General features: G+C 73.7%; 22 protein-coding genes and 1 pseudogene. 10 read left to right on the top strand and 13 right to left on the bottom strand.

Annotation, left to right across the window (positions count from 1 at the left end; all coding sequences use genetic code 11):
• Nucleotides 1–58 precede the first annotated feature (58 nt).
• A complete protein-coding gene (locus D7231_RS13505) occupies nucleotides 59–1,774 on the top strand; it encodes a BCCT family transporter (protein WP_120755668.1) in 1,716 nt (571 codons plus the stop codon).
• Nucleotides 1,775–1,792: 18 nt separating this feature from the next.
• On the opposite strand, the gene D7231_RS13510 is transcribed toward D7231_RS13505, so the two are convergent.
• The 4 genes and pseudogenes from D7231_RS13510 to D7231_RS38470 form a co-directional block, all read right to left on the bottom strand.
• Nucleotides 1,793–2,578, bottom strand: coding sequence for an oxidoreductase (locus tag D7231_RS13510; RefSeq protein ID WP_120755669.1), 786 nt, complete (start codon nucleotides 2,576–2,578; stop codon nucleotides 1,793–1,795).
• A gap of 76 nt (nucleotides 2,579–2,654) precedes the next feature.
• Nucleotides 2,655–3,233: a TetR/AcrR family transcriptional regulator gene (locus D7231_RS13515; RefSeq protein WP_120755670.1), complete on the bottom strand. Its 579-nt coding sequence runs from the start codon at nucleotides 3,231–3,233 to the stop codon at nucleotides 2,655–2,657.
• Between the two features lie 32 nt (nucleotides 3,234–3,265).
• Nucleotides 3,266–3,514 (bottom strand): hypothetical protein, encoded by a 249-nt coding sequence (locus tag D7231_RS37460; RefSeq protein ID WP_241999736.1) that lies wholly within the window; start codon nucleotides 3,512–3,514, stop codon nucleotides 3,266–3,268.
• Nucleotides 3,515–5,755: 2,241 nt separating this feature from the next.
• Nucleotides 5,756–6,103 (bottom strand): annotated as a pseudogene (locus tag D7231_RS38470) (SH3 domain-containing protein); the annotation flags it as partial.
• Nucleotides 6,104–6,387: 284 nt separating this feature from the next.
• Between D7231_RS38470 and D7231_RS13535 the strand changes: the two are divergent.
• The 5 genes from D7231_RS13535 (at nucleotide 6,388) to D7231_RS38330 (ending at nucleotide 8,994) form a co-directional block, all read left to right on the top strand.
• Nucleotides 6,388–7,137, top strand: a complete 750-nt coding sequence (locus D7231_RS13535; protein WP_120755672.1) for an SIR2 family NAD-dependent protein deacylase — start codon at nucleotides 6,388–6,390, stop codon at nucleotides 7,135–7,137.
• Nucleotides 7,138–7,228: 91 nt separating this feature from the next.
• On the top strand, nucleotides 7,229–7,528 hold the full coding sequence (locus D7231_RS13540; protein WP_120755673.1) for a hypothetical protein: 300 nt from the start codon (nucleotides 7,229–7,231) through the stop codon (nucleotides 7,526–7,528).
• The gene (locus D7231_RS13545) at nucleotides 7,525–8,088 is read left to right on the top strand and encodes a hypothetical protein (protein WP_120755674.1); all 564 of its coding nucleotides are present in this window, start codon (nucleotides 7,525–7,527) and stop codon (nucleotides 8,086–8,088) included. The genes D7231_RS13540 and D7231_RS13545 overlap by 4 nt, the downstream gene beginning before the upstream one ends.
• Nucleotides 8,089–8,170: 82 nt before the next feature.
• Nucleotides 8,171–8,395, top strand: coding sequence for a helix-turn-helix domain-containing protein (locus D7231_RS13550; protein WP_120755675.1), 225 nt, complete (start codon nucleotides 8,171–8,173; stop codon nucleotides 8,393–8,395).
• A 2-nt stretch (nucleotides 8,396–8,397) separates the two neighbouring features.
• The gene (locus D7231_RS38330; protein ID WP_120755676.1) at nucleotides 8,398–8,994 is read left to right on the top strand and encodes a Clp protease N-terminal domain-containing protein; all 597 of its coding nucleotides are present in this window, start codon (nucleotides 8,398–8,400) and stop codon (nucleotides 8,992–8,994) included.
• Nucleotides 8,995–9,033: 39 nt separating this feature from the next.
• Here the strand turns inward: D7231_RS38330 and D7231_RS13560 are convergent, their stop codons facing one another.
• The 3 genes from D7231_RS13560 to D7231_RS13570 all read right to left on the bottom strand — a co-directional run bounded on the left by D7231_RS13560 (nucleotide 9,034) and on the right by D7231_RS13570 (nucleotide 13,332).
• Entirely contained in the window at nucleotides 9,034–10,449 is a 1,416-nt protein-coding gene (locus D7231_RS13560; RefSeq protein WP_120755677.1) for a phytoene desaturase family protein, read from the bottom strand.
• Between the two features lie 147 nt (nucleotides 10,450–10,596).
• A complete protein-coding gene (locus D7231_RS13565) occupies nucleotides 10,597–11,424 on the bottom strand; it encodes an inositol monophosphatase family protein (RefSeq protein WP_120755678.1) in 828 nt (275 codons plus the stop codon).
• A 123-nt stretch (nucleotides 11,425–11,547) separates the two neighbouring features.
• A complete protein-coding gene (locus D7231_RS13570; protein WP_120756014.1) occupies nucleotides 11,548–13,332 on the bottom strand; it encodes a gamma-glutamyltransferase family protein in 1,785 nt (594 codons plus the stop codon).
• Nucleotides 13,333–13,479: 147 nt separating this feature from the next.
• Here D7231_RS13570 and D7231_RS13575 point away from each other — a divergent pair, with 147 nt between their 5' ends.
• A complete protein-coding gene (locus tag D7231_RS13575; RefSeq protein ID WP_120755679.1) occupies nucleotides 13,480–14,547 on the top strand; it encodes a lipoate-protein ligase LplAB in 1,068 nt (355 codons plus the stop codon).
• A 63-nt stretch (nucleotides 14,548–14,610) separates the two neighbouring features.
• Here the strand turns inward: D7231_RS13575 and D7231_RS13580 are convergent, their stop codons facing one another.
• The 4 genes from D7231_RS13580 to D7231_RS13595 all read right to left on the bottom strand — a co-directional run bounded on the left by D7231_RS13580 (nucleotide 14,611) and on the right by D7231_RS13595 (nucleotide 19,265).
• Nucleotides 14,611–15,609, bottom strand: coding sequence for a TIGR03842 family LLM class F420-dependent oxidoreductase (locus D7231_RS13580; RefSeq protein ID WP_120755680.1), 999 nt, complete (start codon nucleotides 15,607–15,609; stop codon nucleotides 14,611–14,613).
• A gap of 73 nt (nucleotides 15,610–15,682) precedes the next feature.
• Nucleotides 15,683–17,083, bottom strand: a complete 1,401-nt coding sequence (hydA, locus tag D7231_RS13585; protein WP_120755681.1) for a dihydropyrimidinase — start codon at nucleotides 17,081–17,083, stop codon at nucleotides 15,683–15,685.
• A complete protein-coding gene (locus D7231_RS13590) occupies nucleotides 17,080–18,354 on the bottom strand; it encodes an aspartate aminotransferase family protein (RefSeq protein ID WP_120756015.1) in 1,275 nt (424 codons plus the stop codon). Before D7231_RS13590 ends, hydA begins: the two co-directional genes overlap by 4 nt.
• A gap of 68 nt (nucleotides 18,355–18,422) precedes the next feature.
• Entirely contained in the window at nucleotides 18,423–19,265 is an 843-nt protein-coding gene (locus tag D7231_RS13595; protein ID WP_120755682.1) for a nitrilase-related carbon-nitrogen hydrolase, read from the bottom strand.
• A gap of 214 nt (nucleotides 19,266–19,479) precedes the next feature.
• On the opposite strand from D7231_RS13595, the gene D7231_RS13600 reads away from it, so the two are divergent.
• The 3 genes from D7231_RS13600 to D7231_RS13610 are packed head-to-tail and all read left to right on the top strand — an operon-like array spanning nucleotide 19,480 to nucleotide 21,781.
• Complete coding sequence (locus D7231_RS13600; RefSeq protein WP_120755683.1) at nucleotides 19,480–19,935, top strand: MarR family winged helix-turn-helix transcriptional regulator; 456 nt, start codon at nucleotides 19,480–19,482, stop codon at nucleotides 19,933–19,935.
• Nucleotides 19,932–21,194, top strand: a complete 1,263-nt coding sequence (locus D7231_RS13605; RefSeq protein ID WP_241999698.1) for an MFS transporter — start codon at nucleotides 19,932–19,934, stop codon at nucleotides 21,192–21,194. Before D7231_RS13600 ends, D7231_RS13605 begins: the two co-directional genes overlap by 4 nt.
• Before the next feature lie 23 nt (nucleotides 21,195–21,217).
• Nucleotides 21,218–21,781: an isochorismatase family protein gene (locus D7231_RS13610; RefSeq protein WP_120755684.1), complete on the top strand. Its 564-nt coding sequence runs from the start codon at nucleotides 21,218–21,220 to the stop codon at nucleotides 21,779–21,781.
• Nucleotides 21,782–21,793: 12 nt separating this feature from the next.
• Here D7231_RS13610 and D7231_RS13615 read toward each other — a convergent pair whose 3' ends face one another.
• Nucleotides 21,794–22,885 (bottom strand): ligand-gated ion channel, encoded by a 1,092-nt coding sequence (locus D7231_RS13615; protein WP_147449716.1) that lies wholly within the window; start codon nucleotides 22,883–22,885, stop codon nucleotides 21,794–21,796.
• A 78-nt stretch (nucleotides 22,886–22,963) separates the two neighbouring features.
• Entirely contained in the window at nucleotides 22,964–24,808 is a 1,845-nt protein-coding gene (gene ggt / locus D7231_RS13620) for a gamma-glutamyltransferase (RefSeq protein WP_120755686.1), read from the bottom strand.
• Between the last annotated feature and the right edge of the window lie 130 nt (nucleotides 24,809–24,938).

Consider the following 24,938-nt stretch of genomic DNA (forward strand, 5'->3'; position numbering starts at 1 on the left):
CCGCGCGCGGCGTGCCAGTCCGCCCAATTCCGTACTCTTCCGGCCATAGTGGGGCGTCATGAGCACCCGAGCGCACGATCCGGCCGACCCGCACGCCCCCGCCGCCCCGGGCGGCCGGGAGGAGCCCCCGGACGCGGCCCTGGTCGCGATCGGCGGCGCGGCGGTGCTCGCGGTCGTCGCGTGGGCGGCGCTGGGCAAGCACTCCTTCGACCGGGTGACGAAGTCGGCGCTGAACTGGGTGCTGTCCAACTTCGCCTGGCTGTTCGTGATCGCCGCCGACGTCTTCCTCGCCCTGTGCGTGGTCATCGCCTTCAGCCGCTTCGGCCGGATCCGGCTCGGCCGGGACGACGACCAGCCGGAGTTCAGCAACCTCGCGTGGATCGCGATGATGTTCAGCGCGGGCATGGGCATCGGCCTGATGTTCTACGGCGTCGGCGAGCCGCTCCTGCACTTCGTCTCCCCGCCGCCCGGCAGCGGCGTCACCGCGAACACGCCGGCCGCGGCCCGTACCGCGCTGGAGTACTCGTTCTTCCACTGGACCCTGCACCCGTGGGCGATCTACGGCATGGCGGGCCTCGCCCTCGCCTACGCGGGCTTCCGCAAGGGCCGCGGCAACCGGCTGAGCTCGGCGTTCGTGCCGCTGCTGGGCGAGGAGCGGGCGGCCGGCTGGCCGGGCCGGGTCATCGACCTGCTCGCGGTCTTCGCCACCGTGTTCGGCACGGCGACGAGCCTCGGCCTGGGCGCCCTCCAGGTGTCGAAGGGCCTCAACATCACGACCGGGGTGAAGGACAGCACGGCCCTGGAGCTGGTCATCATCGGCGGCCTGTCGGCCGCGTTCGTGCTGTCGGCGTTCTCCGGCCTGCACAAGGGCGTGAAGTGGCTCAGCACGCTCAACATCGTGCTCGCCGCCTGCCTCATGCTCTTCGTCTTCCTCCTCGGCCCCACGGTCTTCGTCCTCAACACCATCCCCGCGGCCACCGGCGGCTACCTGCACGACCTGCTGACCCTCGCGACGCGCACGGGCGCGTTCACGGACTCCAAGTGGCTCGGCGCGTGGACGATCTTCTACTGGGCGTGGTGGCTGTCGTGGGCCCCCTTCGTGGGCACGTTCATCGCCCGCATCTCGCGCGGCCGGACGATCCGCGAGTTCCTCATCGGCGTCCTGCTGGTGCCGAGCGGCGCGACGATCGTGTGGTTCTGCGTGATGGGCGGCAGCGCCCTGCGGCTGGACATGACGGGCGCGGCCGACATGGCCGGGACCGTCAAGGACGGCGCGGAGGCGTCCCTGTTCGCCCTCCTGGACACGCTGCCGCTGGAGACGCTCACCTCGTGGATCGCGATGGCGCTGGTCATGACGTACTTCATCACCAGCGCGGACTCCGCGTCCCTCGTGATGGGCTCGCTCTCCAGCCGCGGCGCGCTGCACCCGCGCACGTGGCTGGTGGTGACGTGGGGGGTGCTGATGGCGGCGGTCGCGGCGGTGCTGCTGGTGGCCGGCGGGCTCCAGTCGCTCCAGTCGGCGACGATCCTGGTCGCCCTGCCGTTCGTGCTGGTCATGCTGGCCCTGTGCTGGTCGCTGATGTCGGAGCTGCGCGAGGACCCGGGGGCGGGCCCGGCCCGGCACCACGCGATGCACGGCTTGCGGGACGCGCTGCGGACGATGGTCGGCGACGTGATCGAGGAGCGGGCCCCGGGCCCGGTGCGCCACGCGCGGCTGCGCCGGGTCGCGGACAGCGTCCGCGACCGCGACGACGAGGGGCAGGGCGGGGGCTAAACCGGACGGGGCGGCCGGCTAGACGGTCTTCACCGTGCCGCCGTCGATAACGTGGTCCGCGCCGGTGATGTTGGCCGCCCGGTCGGAGAGCAGAAAGGTGATGAGCGCCGCGACCTCGCCGGGCTCGGTGATCCGCGGGCTGGCCATGCCGAAGCGCTCCGGCAACTGCTCCAGGAACGCGGCGTGGTCGACGCCGGCCGCGGCGGCCACCTTGCCGCCGAACCCGTCCGGGTCCTCCCAGATCGCGGTACGGACCACGCCGGGCGAGACGGTGTTGACGCGCACGCCCTGCGGCCCGTACTCCTCGGAGAGGGACTTGCCGAAGGCCGTGAGCGCCGCCTTGGCCACGCTGTACGCGATGGGGCCGGCGGCGGGGAGCCGCGCGTTGATGGAGGAGACGTTGACGACGGAGCCGCGGCGCGGGGTCAGGGACGGCAGGGCGGCGCGGCTGACGCGGACGGCGCTGAGGAAGTTGAGGTCGAGGTTTGCCTGGAACTGGGCGTCGTCGGCCTCGAGGAAACCGCCGAGGACGACCTCGTCGCCGCCGCCGACGTTGTTGACCAGCAGGTCGATCCCCTCGCCGAGCGCGGCGAGGGTCTGCTCGACGAGCGTGCGCGCGCCGTCGGGCGTGCTGAGGTCGACGGCGACGGCCGCGGTGGCGGCCTCCTTGAGCTCGGGGGTGATCGTACGGGCGGCGCCGACGACCCGTACGCCCTCGGCGGCGAGGGAGCGGACGGTGGCGAGGCCGATGCCGCGGCTCGCTCCGGTGACGAGGGCGGTCTTGCCGGTGAGGTGGAGGTCCATGACGTACTCTTCTTTCTTTACCTGAAGGTACAAAATTTGGGTACGGGTGAGCGGGCTCGGCGGCCGGCCCGGCTACTCAGAGCATGGCGAGCGCCGCGTCCGCGACGCGGCACAGCCGCTCCCGGCCGCCCTGGGCGCGGGCTATGACCCGCATGCCGACGAGCGCCGCGAGCAGCAGGCTCGCGACCGCGGCCGGGTCGCGGTCCGGGGCGAACTCGCCCGTGCGCTGCCCGCGCTCGACGGCGGCCTTGAAGGCACCTTCGGTGCGCTCGAACATGCGGCGTACGAGTTCGGTGGAGGCGTCGTCCCTGCCGCCGAGTTCGGTGGCGGTGTTCACGGCCAGGCAGCCGCGGCGGCCGGACTCGCCGAGGTCCGTCTCGATCAGCAGCTCCAGCGCGGAGCGCAGCAGCGGCCGGACGGGGCCGGGCTGATCGAGCAGCCCCACCAGCGCCGCGGCCTGGGTGTCGCGGTAGCGCTCCAGCGCGCGCTCGAACAGGGCGTGCTTGCTGCCGAAGGAGTGGTAGAGGCTGCCCTTGCCGATGCCGAGCTCGTCGACGAGGTCCTGGGGCGTGGTGGCGGCGTAGCCCTTGCGCCAGAAGACGTCCATGGCTTTGTCGACGACTGCGTCCGGATCGAACTGCTTGGGCCTTCCCATGAAGGAAACGGTAGGTCTTTTTGACCTGTAGGTCAATTACTGGTCGGCGCGGGCTGGCAGACGGCGAAGACGCGCAAGTCGATGGCGGTGGGGCTCGTGTTGTTCACGCCCACCAGGTAGGCGTTCTCGATGACGCTGGGGTACGCGTCGAGCTTTTCCAGGGCACCGGTCCGGCTGCCGGGCTGGTAGTACCCACCACCGACGATCTGGGTACCGGCGGGACAGACGGGGCTACGGAGCTGCTGGTCACGGGAGAGCGGCGGCACGGAGTGGTCCTGCACGACGGTGAGCGGGAGCCCGGTGGCACCGGGGGCGCCTTGCGGCCCCAAGGGCCCCGGGGGCCCGGCGGGCCCGGGGATCCCTTGCGGCCCCGCGGGCCCCGGGAGGCCGGAGGGGCCGGCCGGCCCGGCCGGTCCGGTGGAGCCCGTGGGGCCGGTAGGCCCGGCAGGGCCAGGAGCACCGGATTCACCCTTAGGCCCGGCAAGACCTACGGGACCGGAGGGGCCGGCAGGACCGGTAGACCCCGTGGGGCCGGTCGGCCCGGCAGGGCCTGCGGGTCCTACGGGCCCGACCGGTCCGGTCAGCCCGGTGCCTCCGGTGTCCCCTTTGGCGCCTTGCGGCCCGACCGGCCCTGTAGGGCCGGTCGCCCCGGTGGCTCCGACAGGGCCCACGGGTCCCGCGGGCCCGGTGGGGCCGCTCGGTCCGGTGGGACCCGCCGGGCCTGCGGTGCCCGGACCGGCGGGGCCGGTGGTACCGGGGTCACCCCGGTCGCCTTTGGGGCCGGCGGGTCCGACGGGACCGGCCGGACCTACAGGCCCGGTGGGCCCCGAAGGTCCCGCGGATCCGGTGGGCCCGGTGGGGCCTGCCGGTCCCGCGGGTCCCACCGCTCCGGCCGGCCCCGCGGGTCCGCCGGGGCCTGTGACACCTGCCTCGCCTCGGTCCCCTTTCGGTCCGGGAGCACCGGCCGGCCCGACCGGCCCGACGGACCCAGCGGGCCCGGCGGGTCCCCCAGGCCCGACAGCCCCCACGGGCCCCACAGGCCCGGGAGGACCGGTGAGTCCAGGATCCCCTTGCTCCCCTCGAGGCCCCACAGGCCCGGCAGGCCCCATGGGCCCACTGGGGCCTGCGGGTCCAACGGGCCCTCCGGCCGGCCCGGGCACTCCGGGCGGCCCGACGGGCCCAACGGGGCCAACGGGGCCAACGGGGCCGGCACTCCCGGCAGGACCGGCAGGCCCAATAGGCCCTACGGGGCCGGCGGAGCCGACAGGTCCCACAGGACCGGCGGGGCCGACAGGGCCCGTGGTTCCGGCGGGACCAGGGGGACCGATAGGTCCGACGGAACCGGCAGGCCCGACAGGCCCTACGAGACCGGCAGGGCCGACAGGACCTGTAAACCCAGCGGGACCAGCGGGGCCGATAGCCCCGGGATCACCCTTGTCACCTTTAGCTCCGGCAGGCCCGGGAGGCCCCACAAGCCCGGCGGGACCAACGGGACCCGTGAGCCCAGCAGGGCCGATAGCCCCGGGATCACCCTTATCTCCCTTGGTTCCGGCAGGTCCGGGAGGACCCGCAGACCCGGCAGCCCCCGGATCGCCCTTCTCACCCTTGGCTCCGGCGACGCCGGGAGGTCCGACAGGACCGACGAGCCCGGCCGCCCCAACAGGCCCCGCGCCACCCGGATCACCCTTGTCACCCTTGGGACCGGCAGGACCAACCGACCCCACAGGACCCGCGGCACCGGGAGGACCGGCAGGGCCGACAACCCCTGGGTCCCCCTTGTCGCCCTTGACCCCAGCAGGGCCGGGAGGCCCGGTGGGCCCGGCAGGCCCTTCGGGGCCCACGGCGCCGGGCAGCCCCGCAAGCCCCACGGCACCTGGATCGCCCTTGTCACCCTTGGGACCGGCAGGGCCAGGAGGCCCAACGAGCCCGACGGACCCCGCGGGGCCCGCATCACCCGGAGGACCAGCAGGGCCGGCAGGGCCGGCAGCCCCGGGATCGCCCTTGTCGCCCTTCGCTCCGGCGATGCCCGGAGGGCCGACAAGCCCAGCAGGACCCGCCACTCCCGGATCGCCTTTGTCGCCCTTGGGCCCCGCAAGGCCAGGAGGGCCCACAGGACCGATGCCCCCGGGCGGGCCGACAGACCCCACCGCGCCCGGGTCGCCCTTGTCACCCTTGGCGCCCGCCGGGCCTTCCACTCCCGGGGCTCCCTTCTCGCCCTTCGCCCCGGTCGGGCCCGCCGGGCCCACCGCCCCCGGGTCGCCCTTGGCCCCGCCCGGGCCCGGAGGGCCCGCCGCGCCTGGCGGGCCAGGGGGTCCGGCGGGCCCCGAAGGACCCTCGTCGCCCCGCGCCCCCGGCGGGCCGGGGCGGCCCGGGTCGCCCTTCGGGCCCTGCGGTCCCGGCCGGCCGGGCGGCCCGGGGTGATCGCCCTTCGGGCCGCCCGGGCCCCCGTGGCCGCCGCCATGGCCCCCATGACCCCCACCCCCGCACGCCGGCACCTGCCCGAACGCCCGCACATAGTGCGCGCTCATCCAGCCCCGCCCGCCCACGAGCCGGTACCAGCGGCTGTCCCCCTCCACCCGCTCCCCGGCCCCCTTGCAGCCGATGTTCACCCGCTCCCCCGGGCCGTAACTCCCCACGACCGGCGCGGAAGTCGTCGGCGACTTCCGTACCTTCTGGCCGAACCGCGAGATCACCTTGCCCGGCACCCCACCGTGCCTGCCCCCGTCCCCGGCCGGCACGGGATCCGGCACCGACGCGAACGCGGACACCCCGCCCCCGCCCGCCGACGCGCAGAAGGCGAACAGCGCCCCCAGCGCGACCGCGCCGCTCCCCGCCACGAAGGCCCCGGCCCGTCTCCGAATTAGCGACATGTCGCTCCCTTCACTCCAAGGGACCCGGAGTGGCACAGGAACACACGGGTCGGCCCGCGCCCGCCAGGCGAGCCCGGTTCTTGACCCGGTTGCCGCCGTTTCCTTCACCCCCACGAGCGAGTACCGCTCATATAAAACGACTCCATCGGAATGACTATCCGGAAAGTCGATAAATCATCACAAACCCCCGCCCCTTCCCCAGCAGTCACCAGGCATCGAAAATGTCGATAGATCTCCACAAAAATCCGCTCGCCGCACCTCCACCCGCTCCGTACGCTCACGCCATGAACACCGGCAACGGCAGCGGAAGCAAGACACTGGTGGCGATCCTCAGCGGCGCCGGCATCTCGACGGACTCCGGAATCCCGGACTACCGCGGCCCGAACGGCCTGTGGCGCCGCGACCCGGAGGCCGAGAAGCTCGTCACGTACGCGTACTACATGTCCGACCCGGAGATCCGCCGCCGCTCCTGGCGCATGCGCCGCGACGGCCCCGCCCTGCGCGCCCGCCCGAACGCCGCGCACGAGGCCGTGGCGCGCCTGGAGCGGGCGGGCGTGCCCGTACGCGTCATCACGCAGAACGTCGACGGGCTGCACCAGCTGGCGGGAATGCCGGAGCGGAAGGTCCTCGAACTGCACGGCACCGCGCGGGCGGTGCAGTGCACCCGTTGCAAGGAGCGATCCAGCATGGAGGCCGCGCTGGAGCGCGTCGCGGCGGGCGATCCGGATCCGGCGTGCGAGACGTGCGGCGGAATCCTGAAATCGGCCACGGTGATGTTCGGCGAGGGCCTGGACCCGGAGGTGCTCGGCGAGGCGGTGGCCGTGACCAAGGCGTGCGAGGTGTTCATCGCGGTCGGCACGAGCCTCCAGGTGCACCCCGCCGCGTCACTGGCGGGGCTGGCCGCCGACCACGGCGCGCGGCTGATCATCGTCAACGCGGAGCCGACGCCGTACGACGACCGGGCCGACGAGCTGGTGCGCGAGCCGATCGGGACGGCGCTTCCGGCGCTGCTGGAGCGGCTGACGGCGGGGTAGCGCACCGGATGAGATGTCGCCACGGGACGACCCGGAGCGAGTGTCAAGGAAGAGTTGACAAGAGGGATGGCGTCAAGGAAAAGTTGACGTCATGATCGATTCGTCGCGGCCCGCGGCCGCTCCGCAGTCCTCCCTCGCCTACACGGCCCTCGGACTGCTGCTCTGCGCCATCGCCCTGATCACGCTCGCCCTGGGGTTCGCCGACAGCCTCGGCACCCCGGCGTTCCTCGCGCTCATCGGCGCGGAGCTCCTCCTCATCGTGGTCATAGGCGCCCTCTTCAGCACCGTGCAGGCGCAGAGCACCGCCGCCGCCGACGCCGCAGAGCAGAAGAAGCGCGACGAGGCGACCCTCGACGCCCTCGAGCCCCTCCGCGGCGGTGAGCAGCGATGAGCGAGACTCCGCAGCTCAGCCCGGAGGAGGAGGCCCGCATCCGCGAGGCCGTCGCGAGCGCCGTCCTCGGCACCCCCGAGGGGCTCGCCGAGTCGCTGGAGCACGATCCGGAGAGCTATCTGCGCCTGGTGTCCGCCACCCGGACCGGCGCCGAGGAGACGAGCCGGCTGCTGCGCAAGGCCGTGCAGGGCGCGCGGGCCGCGGGCCACAGCTGGGACACCATCGGCCGCCTGCTGGGCGTGAGCCGGCAGGCCGCGCAGCAGCGCTTCGCGGCCAAGGACACCGCGGTGCCGAAGGGGTCCCCCGAGCGCCGGGTCCTCACCATGCTGACCGCGTTCAACGAGATGGCCGCCCTCGCCGAGGCGGGCCTGGAGCGCTGGGAGCTGGTCGATTTCGGCCCGCTGTACCACGCGGTGGAGGCGTCCGACCGGCAGTGGGAGTACCGCCGCGTGCCGTTCGCGGTCGCCGGGCGCGGGCGGCGCATGGAGGCGGACGGCTGGATTGAGGTCGGCACGTACTTCCCGTGGAGCTACTACAAGCGCCCACTGAAGAACAGCTGAGCAGAATCACGCGGCGCGGAATCAAGTGCGGCCCTGTCAACAATGGTTGACAGGGCCGCACTTGTCATCCTAGGTTGACAGCATGGCCGGAACGGATGCGAAGGACGCGGTCGGCACCACCGAGGCCGCCATGGACAGCGATCCCCACGTGGGACTGCACGCCGTCGCGGCGCTGCGGCGGCTCGTCGAGCGCCTGGAGGCGCTTCAGGTCGACAGCGCGCGCCGGCAGGCCTGGTCCTGGGAGGAGATCGGGGCCGCGCTCGGGGTCAGCAGGCAGGCAGTGCACAAGAAACACGCCAGGAGGTAGGCATGTTCGAACGGTTCACCCGGGACGCACGTGTCGCCGTCGTACAGGCGCAGGAGGAGGCCCGCACGCTGGGCCACGCCTGGATCGGCAGCGAGCACCTGCTGCTCGGCGTGCTCGGTCAGGCCGGCGCCCCCGTGGTCGCCGCGCTGGCCCGGTTCGGGATCACACCGGAGGCGTGCCGGGGCGCGCTGGCGCCCGCCGGTTCCCTCGGTACGGGCGACGCGGAGGCGCTGCGCGCGTTCGGCATCGACCTGGAGGCCGTACGGGCCCGGGCGGAGGACACTTTCGGGCCCGGCGCCCTGGACCAGCCCGGTCCTCCCGGGGAACGGCGGCGGATCCTGCTCTTCGGCGGGCGCCGCCGCCGGGACGAACCCGGCCGGACGGGCCACATCCCCTTCGCGCCCCGCGCGAAGAAGGCCCTGGAGCGCTCGCTGCGCGAGGCCCTCGCCCGCAAGGAGCGCCACATCGGCCCGGAACACGTCGTCCTGGGCATCCTCGACCCGGACGACAAGGTGACGGCGGGCGTCCTGCGGAAGCTGGGGACCGACACCGCCACCGTACGGAACGGGATCCTGCGGGATCTGCCGCGGGCGGCGTAGCCCCTCCCGGCCGGCGCGCCTGTCCCGTAAACCTCTCCGCTACCTCTTCCGCAGCCTCCGCCACACCGCCTTCGCCGCGTGGTGCCCGCACATGCCGTGCACGCCCGGCCCCGGCGGCGTGGCCGAGGAGCAGAGGAAGACCGCCGGGTGGGCCGTCGCGTACGGCACGCGGGCGAGCTTGGGGCGGATGATCAGGCGCAGGCCGGCCACGGAGCCGATGGCGAAGTCGCCGCCCACGTAGTTGGCGTTGCGGGCGGCCAGCTGCGGCGGCCCGGCCGTGGCGCGGGCCAGGACCAGGTCGCGGAAGCCGGGGGCGAACCGCTCGATCTGCCGCTCGATGACCTCCGTGGCATCGCCCTCCCAGCCGCTCGGCACGTGCCCGTACACCCAGAACGTGTGCTTGCCCTCGGGCGCGCGGGTGGGGTCGGCGAGGCTGGGCTGGGCGGTGATGAGGAAGGGCACCGAGGGGTCGCGGCCGTGCAGCGCCGCGTCGAGGGCCGCGTCGATCTCGCCGTACGTGGGGCCGATGTGGACCGTTCCGGCCCGGCGCGCGGACTCCGCCGTCCACGGCACGGGGCCCGACAGGGCGTAATCGATCTTGAAGACGCTGGGTCCGTACCGGTAGCCGTGGTAGGCGTTGCCGAGACCCGCGATCCGGGCGAGGGCGGTGGGCGAGGTGTCGAACACGTAGGCGCGGGCGGGCGGGAGGTCGTCCAGCCGCTTGACCTCGAAGCCGGTGTGCACGGTGCCGCCGTGCACGCGCAGGTACGAGGCGAGGGCGTCGGCGATGGCCTGGGAGCCGCCGCGCGGCACCGGCCAGCCGCCCGCGTGCGCGGCCAGCGCGAAGACCAGCGCCATGCCGCCCGTGCCGATGCCGGTGAGGGGGGAGATGCCGTGCGCGGCCAGCCCGGCGAACAGGGCCTGTGCCTTCTCGTCCCGGAAGCGGCGGGTGAGCAGGGCCGCGGGCTGGACGCCGGCCAGGCCGAAGCGCGCGTAGAGGACGGGGTCGCGCGGCAGCCCGTCCCACTGGGTGCGCAGGAAGTCGGCCGCGACGGTGTCCCACTTGCCGTGGAAGGGGGCGATGAGCCGGCGGTAGGCCCCGGCGTCGCGCGGGCCGAGCGAGTGCGCCGTCTCCCCCACGCTGTGGGAGAGGACCGCGGCCGTGCCGTCGGGGAAGGGGTGCGCCATGGGCAGCTCGGGGTGGACCCACTCCAGGCCGTGCCGGTCGAGCGGCATCGAGGCGAAGGCCGGGGAGCCGGCGCCGAGCGGGTGCACGGCGGAGCACGGGTCGTGGCGGAAGCCGGGCAGCGTGAGCTCCTCGGTCCGCGCGCCGCCGCCGATGCCGTCGGCGGCCTCGAAGACCTCCACCGACAGGCCGCGGCGGGCCAGCTCCACGGCGGCGGTGAGCCCGTTGGGCCCGGCGCCTACGACGACAGCGTCGAGCATGGTCGGCACCGGACGCCACTCCCCTCGTCCTCGAAATGTCCCGTCAGGTCCTTTACCGGACCCGGCAGGCCCTTTACGGATCCGGCAGGTCCCTTTCCGGACCCGTCAGGACCGTCTCCGGACCCGTCGGGACCGTCTCCGGACCCGTCCCCGGGATCAGCCGGCGGACGCCAGCAGCCCCAGGATATGACGGAGCGTCGCCTCGTCCCGCGCCGCGGCGAACGGGAGCGCGTTGCCGCCGGCTATCCGGAAGGGCTCGCCGGCGACGGTCCCGCTCGCGCCGCCCGCCTCGGCGACGAGCAGCAGGCCCGCGGCGTGGTCCCAGGCGTTCTCCCAGCTGAAGGCCAGACCGTCGATCTCGCCCCGGGCCACGTTCAGGTATTCGAGGCCGGCGGAGCCGCAGGGGCGCGGCGCGACGCCCTCGGTGACGAGCGTCGCGAGGACGCGCTTCTGCTCGTCGTCGGTGAAGTCGTAGTGGGAGATCGCCACTTCGAGGACCTTGCCCGGGGCGGGCGAGCCGGTCTTCAGCGGCTCGCCGTTGAGCACGGCCCCGGCGCCGCGGCGGGCGACGGCCATCAGGTCGAGCGCGGGGGCGTACGTCCAGGAGGCGAGGAGCTCGCCGCGGTGGGCGAGGCAGACGAGCGTCGCGAAGCCGGGGTCGCCGTGCACGAACTGGCGGGTGCCGTCGACGGGGTCGACGATCCACACGGGCGCGTCGCCGCCGAGCGCGGCGAGCACGCCCGCATCCGCGTGCACGGCCTCCTCGCCGACGACGACCGAACCGGGCAGCAGGGCGGTGAGCGAGGCCGTGAGGTGCTCCTCCGCGCGCCGGTCGGCGACGGTGACGAGGTCGTGCGGGCCGTTCTTCTCGACGATCTCGTCCGCGGCGAGCTGCCGGAAGCGCGGCACGATCTCGGCTGCGGCCGCCTTGCGGACCGCCTCCTCGACGTCGTTCATGTCACCTGCGAGAAAGTCTTCGAGCATGAGTCCATCGAACCATGCCCCACCGACAACCAGTGGCGGCCCTGCGGCCTCCGGGTGTCCTCCCGGTGAACGCAGGCCCCCACCGCCCCGGGCGCCCCCGGGACGCCGCCCCCGGCACCCCGCTCAGCGGCCCACCGCGTACCCCTGCATGCCGCGCGGGTTGGCGGCGGCCGACAGCACGCCCGTCCGCGGGTCGCGGGCCACCGCGCACAGCCGCCCCTCCGACCACGCCTCCCCCACCGTCACCCGGTGGCCCCGCCGCCGCAGCTCCCCGATCGTGCTCTCGCCGAGGCGCCGTTCGACGACGACCGAGCCGGGCGCCATGGTGCGCGGGTGGAAGGAGCCGGGGAAGGACTCGTGGTGCCAGTTGGGGGCGTCGATCGCGCCCTGGAGATCGAGGCCGCCGCGCACGGGCGGGCGCAGGGCGACCGCGAGGAAGAAGTGCAGCTGCCACTGGTCCTGCTGATCGCCGCCGGGCGTGCCGAAGGCGAGGACGGGCTCGCCGTCGCGCAGGGCCAGCGACGGGGTCAGGGTGGTGCGCGGCCGGCGCCCGGGGGTCAGGGAGTTGGGCAGCCCCGGTTCGAGCCAGGCCATCTGGAGCCGGGTGCCGAGGGGGAAGCCGAGCCCGGGAACGACGGGGTTGGACTGCAGCCAGCCGCCGCTGGGCGTCGCCGAGATCATGTTGCCCCAGCGGTCGACGACGTCGAGGTGGCAGGTGTCGCCGCGGGTCGCGCCGCTGACGGTGACGGTCGGCTCGCCCGCACCCGGCGCCGGTGCCGGAGCGGTGCGCTCCGCGGCGGCGACGGCGTGCCGGGCCAGCCGCGGGCTGCGGCCGCCGGGGCTGCCGGGGCGCAGCTCGTACGAGGCGAGGTCGCCGATCAGGGCGCGGCGGGCGGAGTTGTAGCCCTCCGAGAGCAGGTCCTTCAGCGGGACGTCGGCGGCGTCGCCGTACCAGGCCTCGCGGTCGGCCATGGCGAGCTTGCCGCCCTCGATGAGGGTGTGGACGTACTCAGGGGTGCCGTAGTCCGGCGGGCCGTCGAGCAGGGCGAGCTGCTGGAGCAGGACCGGGCCCTGCGACCAGGGGCCGGGCTTGCAGACCGTCCAGCCGTTCCAGTCGTAGCGGGCCGGCTCCTCGTACGCGGCCCGGAAGCCGGCGAGGTCGTCGCCGGTGAGGGGCGCGGTGTGGCGTTCGCCGGAGGTGTCGAGGGTGGGGCGGGCCGCGGCGGCCACGAGGGCCTCGGCGACGAAGCCCTCCCGCCATACGCGACGGGCCGCGTCGATGCACTGCTCGCGGCCGCCGCCGGCGGCTTCGGCCTCGGTGATCAGGCGGCGCCAGGTGGCGGCGAGCGCGGGGTTGCGCAGGAGCGTGCCGGGCGCGGGCGGGCGGCCGCCGGGCAGGTAGACCTCGGCCGAGGCCGTCCACTCGGTCTCGAAGATCCTGCGGACGGTGGCCACGGTCCGGCCGATGGCCTCGACGGGGGCGTGGCCGTGCTCGGCGTAGCCGATGGCGTACGACAGAACGTCGGCGAGCGGCTTGGTGCCGTGGTCGCGCAGGAGCAGCATCCAGGCGTCGAACGCGCCCGGCACGGCGGCCGCCAGGGGGCCGGTGCCGGGGACGAGGTCGAGGCCGAGCGAGGTGTAGTGCTCGATGGTCGCGCCGCGCGGCGCCGGCCCCTGCCCGGCGAGGACCCGCACCGGGCCGCCGGCCGGCGCGAACACCGCGGGCACCTCCCCGGCCGGCCCGTTCATGTGCGGCTCGACGACGTGCAGGACGAAGCCCGCCGCGACCGCCGCGTCGAAGGCGTTGCCGCCGCTCTCCAGGACGGCCATCGCGGACTGCGACGCGAGCCAGTGGGTGGACGACACCATGCCGAAGGTGCCCTGCAGGGTGGGCCGGGTGGTGAACATGGCGTCCATCACGTCAGACCGGACAGCGGATGCGCAAGGGCTCACGGGTGCGCCACGGGGCGGCACGGCGACCCACGGGACGGCGTTACGGTTGATCCGTCGCCGGACGGCAGTGCCGGCCTGGGAAGAGAAGCTGGAGGAGGCGCCGTGCACGGTGAATACAAGGTGCCGGGCGGCAAACTCGTGGTCGTGGACCTGGAGACCGCGTCCACCCCGCAGGGTCAGGTGCTGCACGACGTACGGGTGGCCGGGGACTTCTTCCTCGAACCCGACGAGGCGTTCCTCGCCCTCAGCCGCGCCCTGGAGGGCGCGCCCGCCGACCTGACCGCCCCGCAGCTCGGCGCCCGCATCGAGGCGGCCCTGCCGGAGGGCACGGTGATGTTCGGCTTCACCGCGGAGTCCGTGGGCGTCGCCGTCCGCCGCGCCCTGGCGAACGCGACCGACTGGCACCACTACGACTGGCAGCTGATCCACGACGGCCCCCAGTCCCCCGCCCTGCACATGGCCCTCGACGAGGTCCTGACGGCCGAGGTGGCGGCCGGCCGGCGGCCGCCGACGCTGCGCGTGTGGGAATGGGCCTCCCCGGCGGTGGTCATCGGCAGCTTCCAGTCGCTGCGCAACGAGGTGGACCGGGAGGGCGCCGAGCGCCACGGCATGACGGTGGTCCGCCGCATCAGCGGCGGCGGGGCCATGTTCATCGAGCCCGGCAACACCATCACCTACTCGCTGTGCGTCCCCGACGCCCTCGTCCAAGGCCTGTCCTTCGCCGACAGCTACGCCTATCTCGACGACTGGGTCCTGGGCGCCCTGGAGGCCATGGGCGTCAAGGCCTGGTACCAGCCGCTCAACGACATCGCCACGGAGGCGGGCAAGATCGCGGGCGCGGCCCAGAAGCGCCTGGTGGGCGACCGGGGCGCGGTGCTGCACCACGTGACCATGGCCTACGACATCGATGCCGGCAAGATGCTCGACGTGCTGCGCATCGGCCGGGAGAAGCTGTCGGACAAGGGCACGAAGAGCGCCAAGAAGCGCGTCGACCCCCTCCGCCGCCAGACCGGCCTGCCGCGCGCCGATGTCATCGGGAAGATGATCGACACCTTCCGCGACCGGTACGGCCTCGCGGCGGGCTCGGTCACCCCCGAGGAGATGGCACGGGCGGAGGAACTGGCGGCGACGAAGTTCTCCTCCGAGGAGTGGACGGCCCGGGTGCCGTAGGCCGTGGGACGGCGTCCCGGCGTCCCGGCGTCCCGGCGTCCAAGCAGCCTGACTCAGCTCAGCTCAGCTCAGCGCCGGGATGATGTCCCTCCCGTACGCGTCGATCGTCGCCTCCTTCGCGTCGTGCATGGCGTAGAGCGCGAACTGGTCGACGCCCAGCTCGCGGAGGTGTTCCAGGCGTTCGCGGTGGGCCTGGGCGGGGCCCAGGAGGCAGAAGCGGTCCACGATGTCGTCGGGGACGAAGTCGGTGGAGGGGTTTCCGGCGCGGCCGTGGTGGCTGTAGTCGTAGCCGTGGCGCTGTTTGATGTAGGCGGTGAGCGCCTCGGGGATCATGGCGGAGTGCTCGCCGTAGCGCCCGACCAGGTCGGCGACGTGGTTGCCGACCATGCCGCCGAACCAGCGGCACTGCTCGCGGGCGTGGTCGAGGTCGTCGCCGACGTAGGCGGGGGCGGCGACGCAGATGGTGACCGAGGCCGGGTCGCGGCCGGCCTCGGCGGCCGCCTCGCGGACGTGCTTGACCATCCATTCGGTGAGGAACGGGTCGGCGAGCTGGAGGATGAAGCCGTCGGCCTCCTGGCCGGCGAGGGCGAGGGCCTTGGGGCCGTAGGCGGCCATCCAGACGGGGAGCTTGCCGTCGCGGATCCAGGGGATGCGCAGCGCCGTGCCGCCGACGTCGGCCTCGCGCCCCTCGGCGAGGTCGCGGATGACCCGGATGGACTCCCGCAGCGACGCGAGGGTGTTGGGCTTGCGGCCGGCCACGCGCATCGCGGAGTCGCCGCGGCCGATGCCGCAGACCGTGCGGTTGCCGTACATGTCGTTGAGGGTGGCGAAGGTGGAGGCCGTGACCTCGGGGGTGCGGGTGGAGGGGTTGGTGACCATCGGCCCCACGACGAGCCGCTCGGTGTGCTCCAGGATGCGGCTGTAGATGACGAACGGCTCCTGCCACAGCACGGCGGAGTCGAACGTCCAGCCGTAGCGGAAGCCGGAGCGCTCGGCGCGGCGCATCAGCTCGACGACGGCGGTGGCGGGCGGGTCGGTCTGCAGGACGAGGCCGAAGTCCACGGCGGTGCTCCTTACGTCATACGTGGTGCGTCGTTGCGCAGGTGCGTGAGCAAGTGCGTGAGCAGGTGCGCGATTACGTCAGGTACTGGCAGGTGGTGCGGGGAACGTAGCGGCCGTGGCCGGCGCGTCCGGTGTAGGTGTGCCGGTCGATGACCGTCTCGCCGCGGCTGAGGACGGTCTCGACGCGGCCCGTGACGCGCTTGCCCTCGTAGGCCGAGTAGTCGACGTTCATGTGGTGGGTGGCGGCCGAGAGGGTCTGTTCGGCGTGCGGGTCGTAGATGACGATGTCGGCGTCACTGCCGGGGCTGATGGTGCCCTTGTGCGGGGCGAGGCCGAACATCCGGGCGGGGGCGGCGCAGGCGATCTCGATCCAGCGGCGGCGGGTGATGCGGCCTTCGACCACGGCCTGGTGGAGGAGGTCCATGCGGTTCTCGATGCCGGGCAGGCCGTTGGGGATCTTGGAGAAGTCGCCGCGGCCGAGCTCCTTCTGGCCGGAGAAGCAGAAGGGGCAGTGGTCGGTGGAGACGACTTGGAGGTCGTCGGTGCGCAGGCCGCGCCAGAGGGCGTCCTGGTGCTCGCGGGGGCGCAGCGGGGTGGAGCAGACGTACTTGGCGCCTTCGAAGTCCGGCTCGGCGAGGTTGTCGGTGGAGAGGAAGAGGTATTGCGGGCAGGTCTCGCCGAAGACGGGCAGGCCCTTGTCGCGGGCCTGGGCGAGCTCGGCGAGGGCTTCCTCGGCGGAGACGTGCACGACGTACAGGGGGCTGCCGGCGACGCGGGCGAGCTGGATCGCCCGGTGGGTGGCCTCGGCCTCCAGGAGGGCCTTGCGGACCTCTCCGTGGTAGCGGGGGTCGGTGCGGCCCGCGGCGAGGGCCTGTTCGACGAGGACGTCGATGGCGATGCCGTTCTCGGCGTGCATCATGACCAGCCCGCCGTTGCCGGCGGCGCGCTGCATGGCGCGCAGGATCTGCCCGTCGTCGCTGTAGAAGACGCCGGGGTAGGCCATGAAGAGCTTGAAGGAGGTCACGCCCTCCTCCACCAGCAGGTCCAGCTCCTTGAGGGAACTCTCGTTCACATCGGAGAGGATCATGTGGAAGCCGTAGTCGATCGCGCAGCGGCCGGCGGCCTTGGCGTGCCATTGGTCGAGCCCTTCGCGCAGGGCCCGGCCGCGGCTCTGGACGGCGAAGTCGACGATGGTGGTGGTGCCGCCCCAGGCGGCGGCGCGGGTGCCGGTCTCGAAGTCGTCGGAGGAGGCGGTGCCGCCGAAGGGGAGGTCGAGGTGGGTGTGGGCGTCGACGCCGCCGGGGATGACGTATTTCCCGGTGGCGTCCAGGGTGCGGTCGGCGTGCCAGCTCTGCGCGCAGGCGCTGCCGGGCGCGGCGAGGGCCGCGACCTTGTCGTCCTCGATGAGGACGTCGGCGTGGGTCTCCTCGGCGGCGGTGATGACGAGGCCGCCGCGGATGGCCGTGGTGGTCATGGCCGTTCCTTTCCGGCGATGGTGAACTGCACTTGGCGCAGCACGGATTCGAGGGTGGTCGCGCCCTCCTCCGCCTCGGCGACGGTGAGGGAGAGCGGCGGGGCGATGCGCAGGACGTTGGCCTCGCGGCCGCCCTTGCCGATCAGCAGGCCTTCTTCCCTGGCGAGTTCGAGGGCGAGGGAGGCGCCTTCCGGTGAGGGCGATCCGTCGTGCTCGACGAGCTCGATGCCGGTCATCAGGCCGCGGCCGCGCACCTCGCGGACGACGGGGAAGCCGGCGGTGATGGCGCGGAGCCGCTCGATGAGCAGGCCGCCGACGCGGCGGGCGTTGCCCTGGAGGTCGTGTTCGAGGAGGTGGGTGAGGTTGGCGAGGCCGGCGGCCATGGTGACGGGACTGCCGCCGAAGGTGGAGATGGAGTTGGCGTCGAGGCAGTTCATGACCTCGGCGCGGGCGACGACGCCGCCGATCGACATGCCGTTGCCGATGCCCTTGGCGAAGGTGAGGAGGTCGGGCGGGCCGTGCTCGGCGTGCGCCTGCCAGCCCCAGAAGTGGTCGCCGGTGCGGCCCCAGCCGGTCTGCACCTCGTCGGTGATCCAGAGGATGCCGCGCTCGGCGAGGACCTCGCGGAAGGCGGCGTAGAGGCCGTCGGGCGGGGCGGTGAACCCGCCGACGCCCTGGATGGGTTCGGCGATCAGCGCGGCCACCCGGCCGTGGGTCTGGCCGAGCATGTCCTTGAGGTCGGCGACACAGGCGGCGGTGAAGCCGGCGTCGGACAGGTGGGCGTAGGGGCCGGCCCGGCGCACTCCGCCGTGGACGTAGAGGGTCTGGAGCGGGGAGAGGCTGGTGGGTGACCAGGAGGAGTTTCCGGTGATGCCGACGGCGGAGAAGGAGCGGCCGTGGTAGCTGTTGCGCATCGCCAGGATCTGGTTGGAGCGGCGGTACGAGGTGGCGAGCAGGAGGGCGGTGTCGTTGGCTTCGGTGCCGGAGGTGGTGAAGAAGACGCGGGCGTCGGGGATGCCGGAGAGGGCGGCGATGCGCTCGGCGAGCTCGACCATGTGCCGGTCGAGGTAGAGGGTGGAGGTGTGCAGGATGCGGCCGGCCTGCTCGGCGACGGCCTTGGTGACCTCGGGCAGGGCGTGGGCGGTCATGGTGGTGAGGATGCCGCCGAAGAAGTCGAGGTAGCGCCGGCCTTGGGCGTCCCACACGTGGCGGCCCTCGCCGTGGGTGAGCTCCAGCGGCTCGCGGTAGTAGAGGGCGAGCCACTCGGGCATCACGGCGCGGTGCCGGGCGTGCAGGCGGGTGGCCGGGGCGCCGCCGGGGCCGGGGCCGCTCGCGGGGGTCACGGCCGGACCAGCCCGTCGTACGCGTCGGGCCGGCGGTCGCGGTAGAAGGCCCACTGCTGCCGCACCTCGTCGATGAGGTCCAGGTCCAGGTCGCGGACGAGCAGTTCCTCCTTGGTGTCGCTGGCCACGTCGCCGACGAACTGGCCGCGGGGGTCGACGAAGTAGGACGTGCCGTAGAAGTCGTTGTCGCCGTACTCCTCCTGGCCGACGCGGTTGATGGCGGCGACGTAGTACGCGTTGGCGACGGCGGCGGCGGGCTGCTCCAGCTTCCACAGGTGGGCCGAGAGGCCGCGGGAGGTGGCGGAGGGGTTGTAGACGAGCTGGGCGCCGTTGAGGCCGAGCTGGCGCCAGCCCTCGGGGAAGTGGCGGTCGTAGCAGATGTAGACGCCGACCTTGCCGACGGCCGTGTCGAAGACGGGCCAGCCGAGGTTGCCCGGCGCGAAGTAGTACTTCTCCCAGAAGCCCTTGACCTGGGGGATGTGGTGCTTGCGGTACTTGCCGAGGTAGCGGCCGTCGGCGTCGATGACGGCCGCGGTGTTGTAGTAGAAGCCGGGGCCCTCGGTCTCGAAGACGGGCACGACGATCACCATGCCCGTCTCCCGGGCCAGTTCCTGCATGCGGCGGACCGTGGGCCCGTCGGGGACGGGCTCGGCCCAGCGGTAGTGCTCGCTCTCCTGGACCTGGCAGAAGTAGGGGGCGTTGAAGACCTCTTGGAAGCCGATCACCTGCGCGCCCCGGGAAGCGGCCGCGCGGGCGTGCTCCTCGTGCTTGGCGAGCATGGATTCGGTGTCGCCGGTCCAGGTGGCCTGGACCAGAGCGGCGCGGACGACGTTGGCCATGAGCTGCTCCTTCACGGGGGCGCCGGCCAGGCTGTCGGGCCTGGCTGACACGCGTAGATCCACGTGTGGTTGCGACCGTAGGGCGCGGCACGCCGCGCGGCAAGACCGTCGAAAAACCTGTGGATAACCCGGCCCGCGCCCGGCCCGCACCCGGCCCACCCACAAGAGAACAGAAAAACTTGCAAGTTTCCCTGTCGATATCTACGGTGGAGGCATGTCCGACAAGGAAGCCGGCCAGCCGTCCGGCAAGGATCAGGAACGCACCGCCGCCGACCTGGCCGCGGTGGTCTCCCAGCTCATGCGCCGCCTGCGCGTGGCGTCGCCGCAGGGCGCGCTCACCCCCTCCCAGCGCACCGTCCTCGGCCGCCTCGCCAACGGCGGGCCCGCCACCACCGCGGAGCTGGCCCGCGCGGAGCTCGTCCGCCCGCAGTCCATGCGCGTCATCGTCGCCAAGCTGGAGGAGCTGGAGCTGGTCGCCCGCTCCCCGCACCCCACGGACGGGCGCCAGGTCCTGTTCTCCCTCACGGAGTACGGCGAAGAGGCCGTCGCCTCCGTACGCCACTCCAAGAACACCTGGCTCGCCGACGCCATCACCCACCAGCTCTCCCCGGAGGAGCAGCGGTCCCTCGCCGAGGCCACCCGCCTGCTCCAGCGCCTGGTGGAGGAGTGAAAGCCTTAAGGACCGCCCACCGCGCCCGGGGCACCGGCACCACCGCCCCCGACGACGGCTTCGGCGTCCGCCTGATGACGCCGCTGCTCCTGGGCTCCGTCCTCAACCCCCTCAACAGCACCATGATCGCCACCGGCCTGGTGGCGATCGGCCACGACTTCGGCACCGGCCCCTCCGGCACCGGATGGCTGCTGTCCTCCCTCTACCTCGCCAGCGCCGTCGGCCAGCCCGTCATGGGCCGCCTGGCCGACTCCCTCGGCCCCCGCCGCGTGTTCCTGGCGGGCCTCGTCCTCGTCTGCGCCGCCGGACTGCTCGGCACGCTCGCGCCCGGCTTCGGATGGGTGATCGCCGCCCGCGTCCTGCTGGGCCTCGGCACCTCGGCCGCGTACCCGGCCGCGATGGCCGTGCTGCGCGCCGAGTCCCTGCGCACCGGCCGTCCCGCACCCCGCCCCGTGATGGGCCGCCTCTCGCTCGCCGCCCTCGGCAGCGCGGCCCTCGGCCCCACGCTCGGCGGGCTCCTCACCGCGACCACCGGCTGGCGGGGCATCTTCGCGGTCAACGTCCCCCTGGCCCTCCTCGCGCTCGCGGCTGCCCTCCCGTGGCTCCCGCACGACCGGCAGCGCCCGGCCGGCGACGGGCCCCGCCCCGTACAGCAGGCGCAGCGGTCCGGCGGCCCGGCTCCGTCCCGGCCCGCCCTCCTGCGCACCTACCTGCGCCACGGGCTCGCCTACCTGTCCATCTACGCCTGCCTCTACGGGTACTCCCAATGGCTGGAGGAGTCCCACGGCTACACCTCCTTCCAGACCGGCCTGGTCATGCTGCCGATGTCCCTCGCGGCCGCCGCCTGCTCCCTGCTCGGCGCCCGGACGAAGGGCCTGCGCGCCCCGCTCACCACGGCCGCCGCCCTGCTCGCCGCGGGCAGCGGCGTCCTGGTGGTCACCACCGGCGGCGCACCACTGGCCGCGCTGCTCGTCGCCGCCGCGCTGTTCGGCATCCCCCAGGGCCTGTTCGCCACCGGCAACCAGGCCGCCGTCTACGCCCAGGCCCGGCCCGACCGCGTCGGGTCCGCGGCCGGGCTGCAACGCACCGCCCAGTACGCGAGCGCGATGGCCGCCACCGGCCTGCTCGCCCTCTGCTTCGGGCAGCGGGCGGGCGACGCCGGACTCCACCGGCTCGCCGCCGTCACCGGCGTGCTGAACCTGCTGCTGCTCGCCCTCACCGCCACCGACCGCGCCCTGCGCGCCCCCTCCCGCACCTGACCCGGAAACGGAGCCCACGGCCCATGCCCGTCACCACGCTCGACAAGACCACCGCCCTCGTCCTGATCGACCTCCAGAAGGGCATCGTCGCCCTGCCCACCGCCCATCCCTCCGGGGAGATCGTCGAACGCGGCGCCCGCCTGGCCGCCGCCTTCCGCGACCACGGCCTGCCGGTCGTCCTCGTCCGCGTCACCGGTGCCGCGCCCGGCCGCTCCGAGACGCCCCTGCGCGGCGGGGAGTTCCCGGCGGACTTCGCCGAGCTGCTGCCCGAACTCGGCCGCGCGGAGGGCGACATCGTGGTCACCAAGCACACGTGGGGCGCGTTCCACGCCACCGACCTCGACCTCCAGCTGCGCCGCCGCGGCGTCACCCAGGTCGTCCTCGCGGGGATCGCGACCGGCGCGGGCGTGGAGTCCACCGCCCGGGCCGCCCACGAGCACGGCTACCACGTGACGGTCGTGACCGACGCGGTCACCGACACCGACCCGGAGGTGCACCGCACCGCCGTCGAAAGGATCTTCCCGCGCCTCGCGGAGACCGGCACGGCGGACGAGGTGATCAAGCTGCTGGGCCGGCAGGACCGGTGAGGCTCCCGGGCCTCACCACACCCAGTCCGCCGCCGCGAACCCGCCCACGATCGCGGCGGCGGCCAGGGAGTACCCCAGGAGCCCGTAGACGGCTCCCTTGTGGTGGTACGTCTCCACCCGCGCGGGGTCGACGCCCTGCACCGTCCAGCGCCAGGGCACCACCGTGCCCACCACCGCCAGCAGCACGTAGGCCAGGGTGAGCAGGTGGAGCCAGTCGAGGAGCGTGAGCCCCACGCTGCTGGTCACCACCGCACTGACCTGCTGCATGTTCAGCATGATGACGAAGAGGCCGCCGCCGAGCAGCCCCAGCCGGCTCTGGAGGGAGTCCAGCCGCTCGCCCATGGCGAGCTCCTCGTTGTGCGAGGGCAGCAGGAAGGTGGCGGTGACGACGAGCACCATGAGGTACAGCGGGCCGGTCAGCTTCAGGAAGGCGGTGGGGTCGTCGCGCTCCAGGCCGATCCGGATGCGCACCTGGCTGTGCGTGACGCCTGATCCCGGCCGGAGGGAGGGGTCGCCGAAGTTCGTGGGGAAGCGGTGTTCCGTGGCGACCAGCCGGAAGCCGGTGACGCGCCAGCCGGACGGGGCGACGCCCTCGCTGACGGCGGAGTTCGCGTTGTCGGGCACGAACCGGAACTCGTCCAGCGGCCGGCCGGCGCTCACCACCACCTCGATCCGCTGCTCGTCGAAGGGGAAGGCCCGGGCGTCCCAGTTCTGCCGGAACGTTCCCTGGAGCAGCATGACGTCCCGGACGCCGCCCGGGTGGACGGTCACCACCGGGTCGCCCTTCTCCGGGCTGCTGACATTGCTGAAGGAGACCTTGGGCAGCGGGTCCAGGTCGCGCTCGGGGCACACGGACCAGAGGCGGAACCGCGCGGCGAAGGTGTGCTTCGCGGGGTCGATGTCGTACAGGTCGCTGAGGTAGGCGCCCAGCGTGCACGTGGGTGTCCCGGCGGCCCGGGCGGCCTGGGCCGCGTGCGCCGCCGGTCCCGTCAGCAGCCCCCACAACCCCCACAGCGCGCCCGCCAGGGCCGTCAGGAGGGCCAGGGAGGCCGTCAGTGCCCTCCTGGGGCCGGACCGCCGTCCCGTGTGCTCCCCCGCAGCCATGTCAGGAACGTGGCCCGGACCCCGGCGGCCCAACCGGCGGCCCGGACCGATACGCCCATGTGGGTGATGCGCACGCCCTCAGCGGGTGGGAGCGTGCCCGCTCGGCCGCACCACCATCGCCGAGCCCCCGCCGCGCCGGGTCCGCTCGGCCGCGGCCACCCAGCGGCCGTCCGGCAGCCGCTGCACGGCGGTCGCCGCGCCGATCTCGGGGTTGAGCTTGAAGGCGTGCCCGATGCGCTCCAGCCGGCCGCGCAACGCGCTGTCCCACAGGCCCGGTTCCAGCTCGGTGGCCGCCGCGTTGCGCTGGCTGGCGCGCGGCGCCGCGATCGCGTCGACGAGCGGCATCCCGCGGTCGACGTGGTTGAGGAGCGTCTGGAGCACCGTGGTGATGATCGTCGCGCCGCCGGGGGAACCGAGGGCGAACGCGGGCCGCCCGTGGTCGAGGACGATCGTGGGCGAGATCGACGAGCGCGGGCGCTTGCCCGGGCCCGGCAGGTTGGGGTCGTGGACGCCCGGCGTGACGGGGGTGAAGGAGAAGTCGGTCAGCTCGTTGTTGAGCAGGAAACCGCGGCCGGGGACGGTGATGCCGCTGCCGCCGGTCTGCTCGATGGTGAGCGTGTACGCGACGACGTTGCCCCACTTGTCGGCGGCCGTCAGGTGAGTGGTGTGCTCGCCCTCGTACGGGGTGGGCGCGGCCTTGCCGTGCGCGCCGCAGGGCACCGGGCGGCGCGGGTCGCCGGGCGCGAGCGGGCTCTTCAGCACGGCGTCGTCCTTGACGAGGCAGGCGCGGGCGTCGGCGAACCGCTGGGAGGTGAGGGCCTTCGCGGGCACGTCCTCGAAGGCCGGGTCGCCGACCCAGCGGTTGCGGTCGGCGAACGCGATCCGGCTCGCCTCGATGTAACGGTGCAGGTACGTCTTCTCGTCGGCCTTCGAAAGGTCGCCCCTCTCCAGGATGTTGAGGGCCTCGGCGACCGTGGTGCCGCCGGAGGAAGAGGGCCCGATGCCGTAGACGTCGAGTCCCCGGTACGACGTACGCGTCGGCGCCCGGCGCTCCGCCCCGTACGCGCGCAGGTCCCGCTCCGTCAGGTCGCCGGGGCGGGCGACGCGCCCGGACGCGGGGTCGACGGGGGGCTTGCGTACGGTCCGCACGATGTCCCGGCCGAGCTCGCCGCGGTAGAGGGCGTCCACGCCGCGCTCGCCGAGCAGGGCGTACGTCCGGGCCAGGTCGGGGTTCTTGAGCGTGCTGCCGACGGCCGGCGGGGCGCCGCCGGGCAGGAACAGCTTCGCCGTGGCCGGGAAGTCCTTGAAGCGGGACTGGTTGTCGGTGGTCTGCTGGCGGAACGTGGCGTCGACGGTGAAGCCGGAGCGGGCGATGCGCTCGGCGGGCTTCAGCACTTGGGCGAGCGAACGGCTGCCCCACGTGCGCAGGGCGGTGTCCCAGGTGGCGGGGGTGCCCGGGGTGCCCACGCTCAGGCCGCTGGTGACGGCGTCAGCGAACGGCAGGGGTTTGCCGTTCTCCAGGAAGAGGTTCTTGTCCGCGCTGAGCGGGGCCCGTTCGCGGCCGTCGAGGGTGGAGACCTGGCGGCGCTTCGCGTCGTAGTACACGAAGTAGCCGCCTCCGCCGATGCCCGCGGAGTACGGCTCGGTGACGCCGAGGGCGGCGGCGGTGGCCACGGCCGCGTCGACGGCGTTGCCGCCCTTGCGGAGCACTTCGATGCCGGCGGCCGAGGCGTCGGCGTCGACGCTGGCCACGGCGCCGCCGTAGCCGGCGGCGACGGGGGTCTTGGCGGGCGTACGGGCGGCGGGCTGCCCGCCGGGCTGGGCGGCGGCGGCCGGGAGCGCGCCGAGTCCTATGACCAGGGAAGCCGTCGCGGCGAGCACGGGCAGTCGCCGGCGCGGGGGTTTCGTTCTCGGACGGGCCATCACTGCCTCCAAGGTGACGAACGGGCCCCGGAGCCTACCCGCGCGGAGACGGCGCGGCACCCCCACCGGCGCCAACCGGCGGTGCGGGGCGCCGCGGTTGCGGCGAAGCCGGGCATCCGGCCACCCCGCG

The sequence above is a fragment of the Streptomyces klenkii genome (genome assembly GCF_003626645.1).
Lineage (GTDB): Bacteria > Actinomycetota > Actinomycetes > Streptomycetales > Streptomycetaceae > Streptomyces > Streptomyces klenkii.

Bases quoted from the DNA above. Each gene is read 5' to 3' on its own strand.
- D7231_RS13545 (WP_120755674.1), top strand. From the start codon at position 7,525: ATGAGCGAGACTCCGCAGCTCAGCCCGGAGGAGGAGGCCCGCATCCGC.
- D7231_RS13590 (WP_120756015.1), bottom strand. From the start codon at position 18,354: ATGCCCGAGTGGCTCGCCCTCTACTACCGCGAGCCGCTGGAGCTCACC.
- D7231_RS13535 (WP_120755672.1), top strand. From the start codon at position 6,388: ATGAACACCGGCAACGGCAGCGGAAGCAAGACACTGGTGGCGATCCTC.
- D7231_RS13615 (WP_147449716.1), bottom strand. From the start codon at position 22,885: ATGGCTGCGGGGGAGCACACGGGACGGCGGTCCGGCCCCAGGAGGGCA.
- D7231_RS13515 (WP_120755670.1), bottom strand. From the start codon at position 3,233: ATGGGAAGGCCCAAGCAGTTCGATCCGGACGCAGTCGTCGACAAAGCC.
- D7231_RS13505 (WP_120755668.1), top strand. From the start codon at position 59: ATGAGCACCCGAGCGCACGATCCGGCCGACCCGCACGCCCCCGCCGCC.
- D7231_RS13610 (WP_120755684.1), top strand. From the start codon at position 21,218: ATGCCCGTCACCACGCTCGACAAGACCACCGCCCTCGTCCTGATCGAC.
- ggt (WP_120755686.1), bottom strand. From the start codon at position 24,808: ATGGCCCGTCCGAGAACGAAACCCCCGCGCCGGCGACTGCCCGTGCTC.
- D7231_RS13570 (WP_120756014.1), bottom strand. From the start codon at position 13,332: ATGTTCACCACCCGGCCCACCCTGCAGGGCACCTTCGGCATGGTGTCG.
- D7231_RS38330 (WP_120755676.1), top strand. From the start codon at position 8,398: ATGTTCGAACGGTTCACCCGGGACGCACGTGTCGCCGTCGTACAGGCG.
- hydA (WP_120755681.1), bottom strand. From the start codon at position 17,083: ATGACCACCACGGCCATCCGCGGCGGCCTCGTCATCACCGCCGCCGAG.
- D7231_RS13510 (WP_120755669.1), bottom strand. From the start codon at position 2,578: ATGGACCTCCACCTCACCGGCAAGACCGCCCTCGTCACCGGAGCGAGC.
- D7231_RS13565 (WP_120755678.1), bottom strand. From the start codon at position 11,424: ATGCTCGAAGACTTTCTCGCAGGTGACATGAACGACGTCGAGGAGGCG.
- D7231_RS13540 (WP_120755673.1), top strand. From the start codon at position 7,229: ATGATCGATTCGTCGCGGCCCGCGGCCGCTCCGCAGTCCTCCCTCGCC.
- D7231_RS13600 (WP_120755683.1), top strand. From the start codon at position 19,480: ATGTCCGACAAGGAAGCCGGCCAGCCGTCCGGCAAGGATCAGGAACGC.
- D7231_RS13550 (WP_120755675.1), top strand. From the start codon at position 8,171: ATGGCCGGAACGGATGCGAAGGACGCGGTCGGCACCACCGAGGCCGCC.
- D7231_RS13595 (WP_120755682.1), bottom strand. From the start codon at position 19,265: ATGGCCAACGTCGTCCGCGCCGCTCTGGTCCAGGCCACCTGGACCGGC.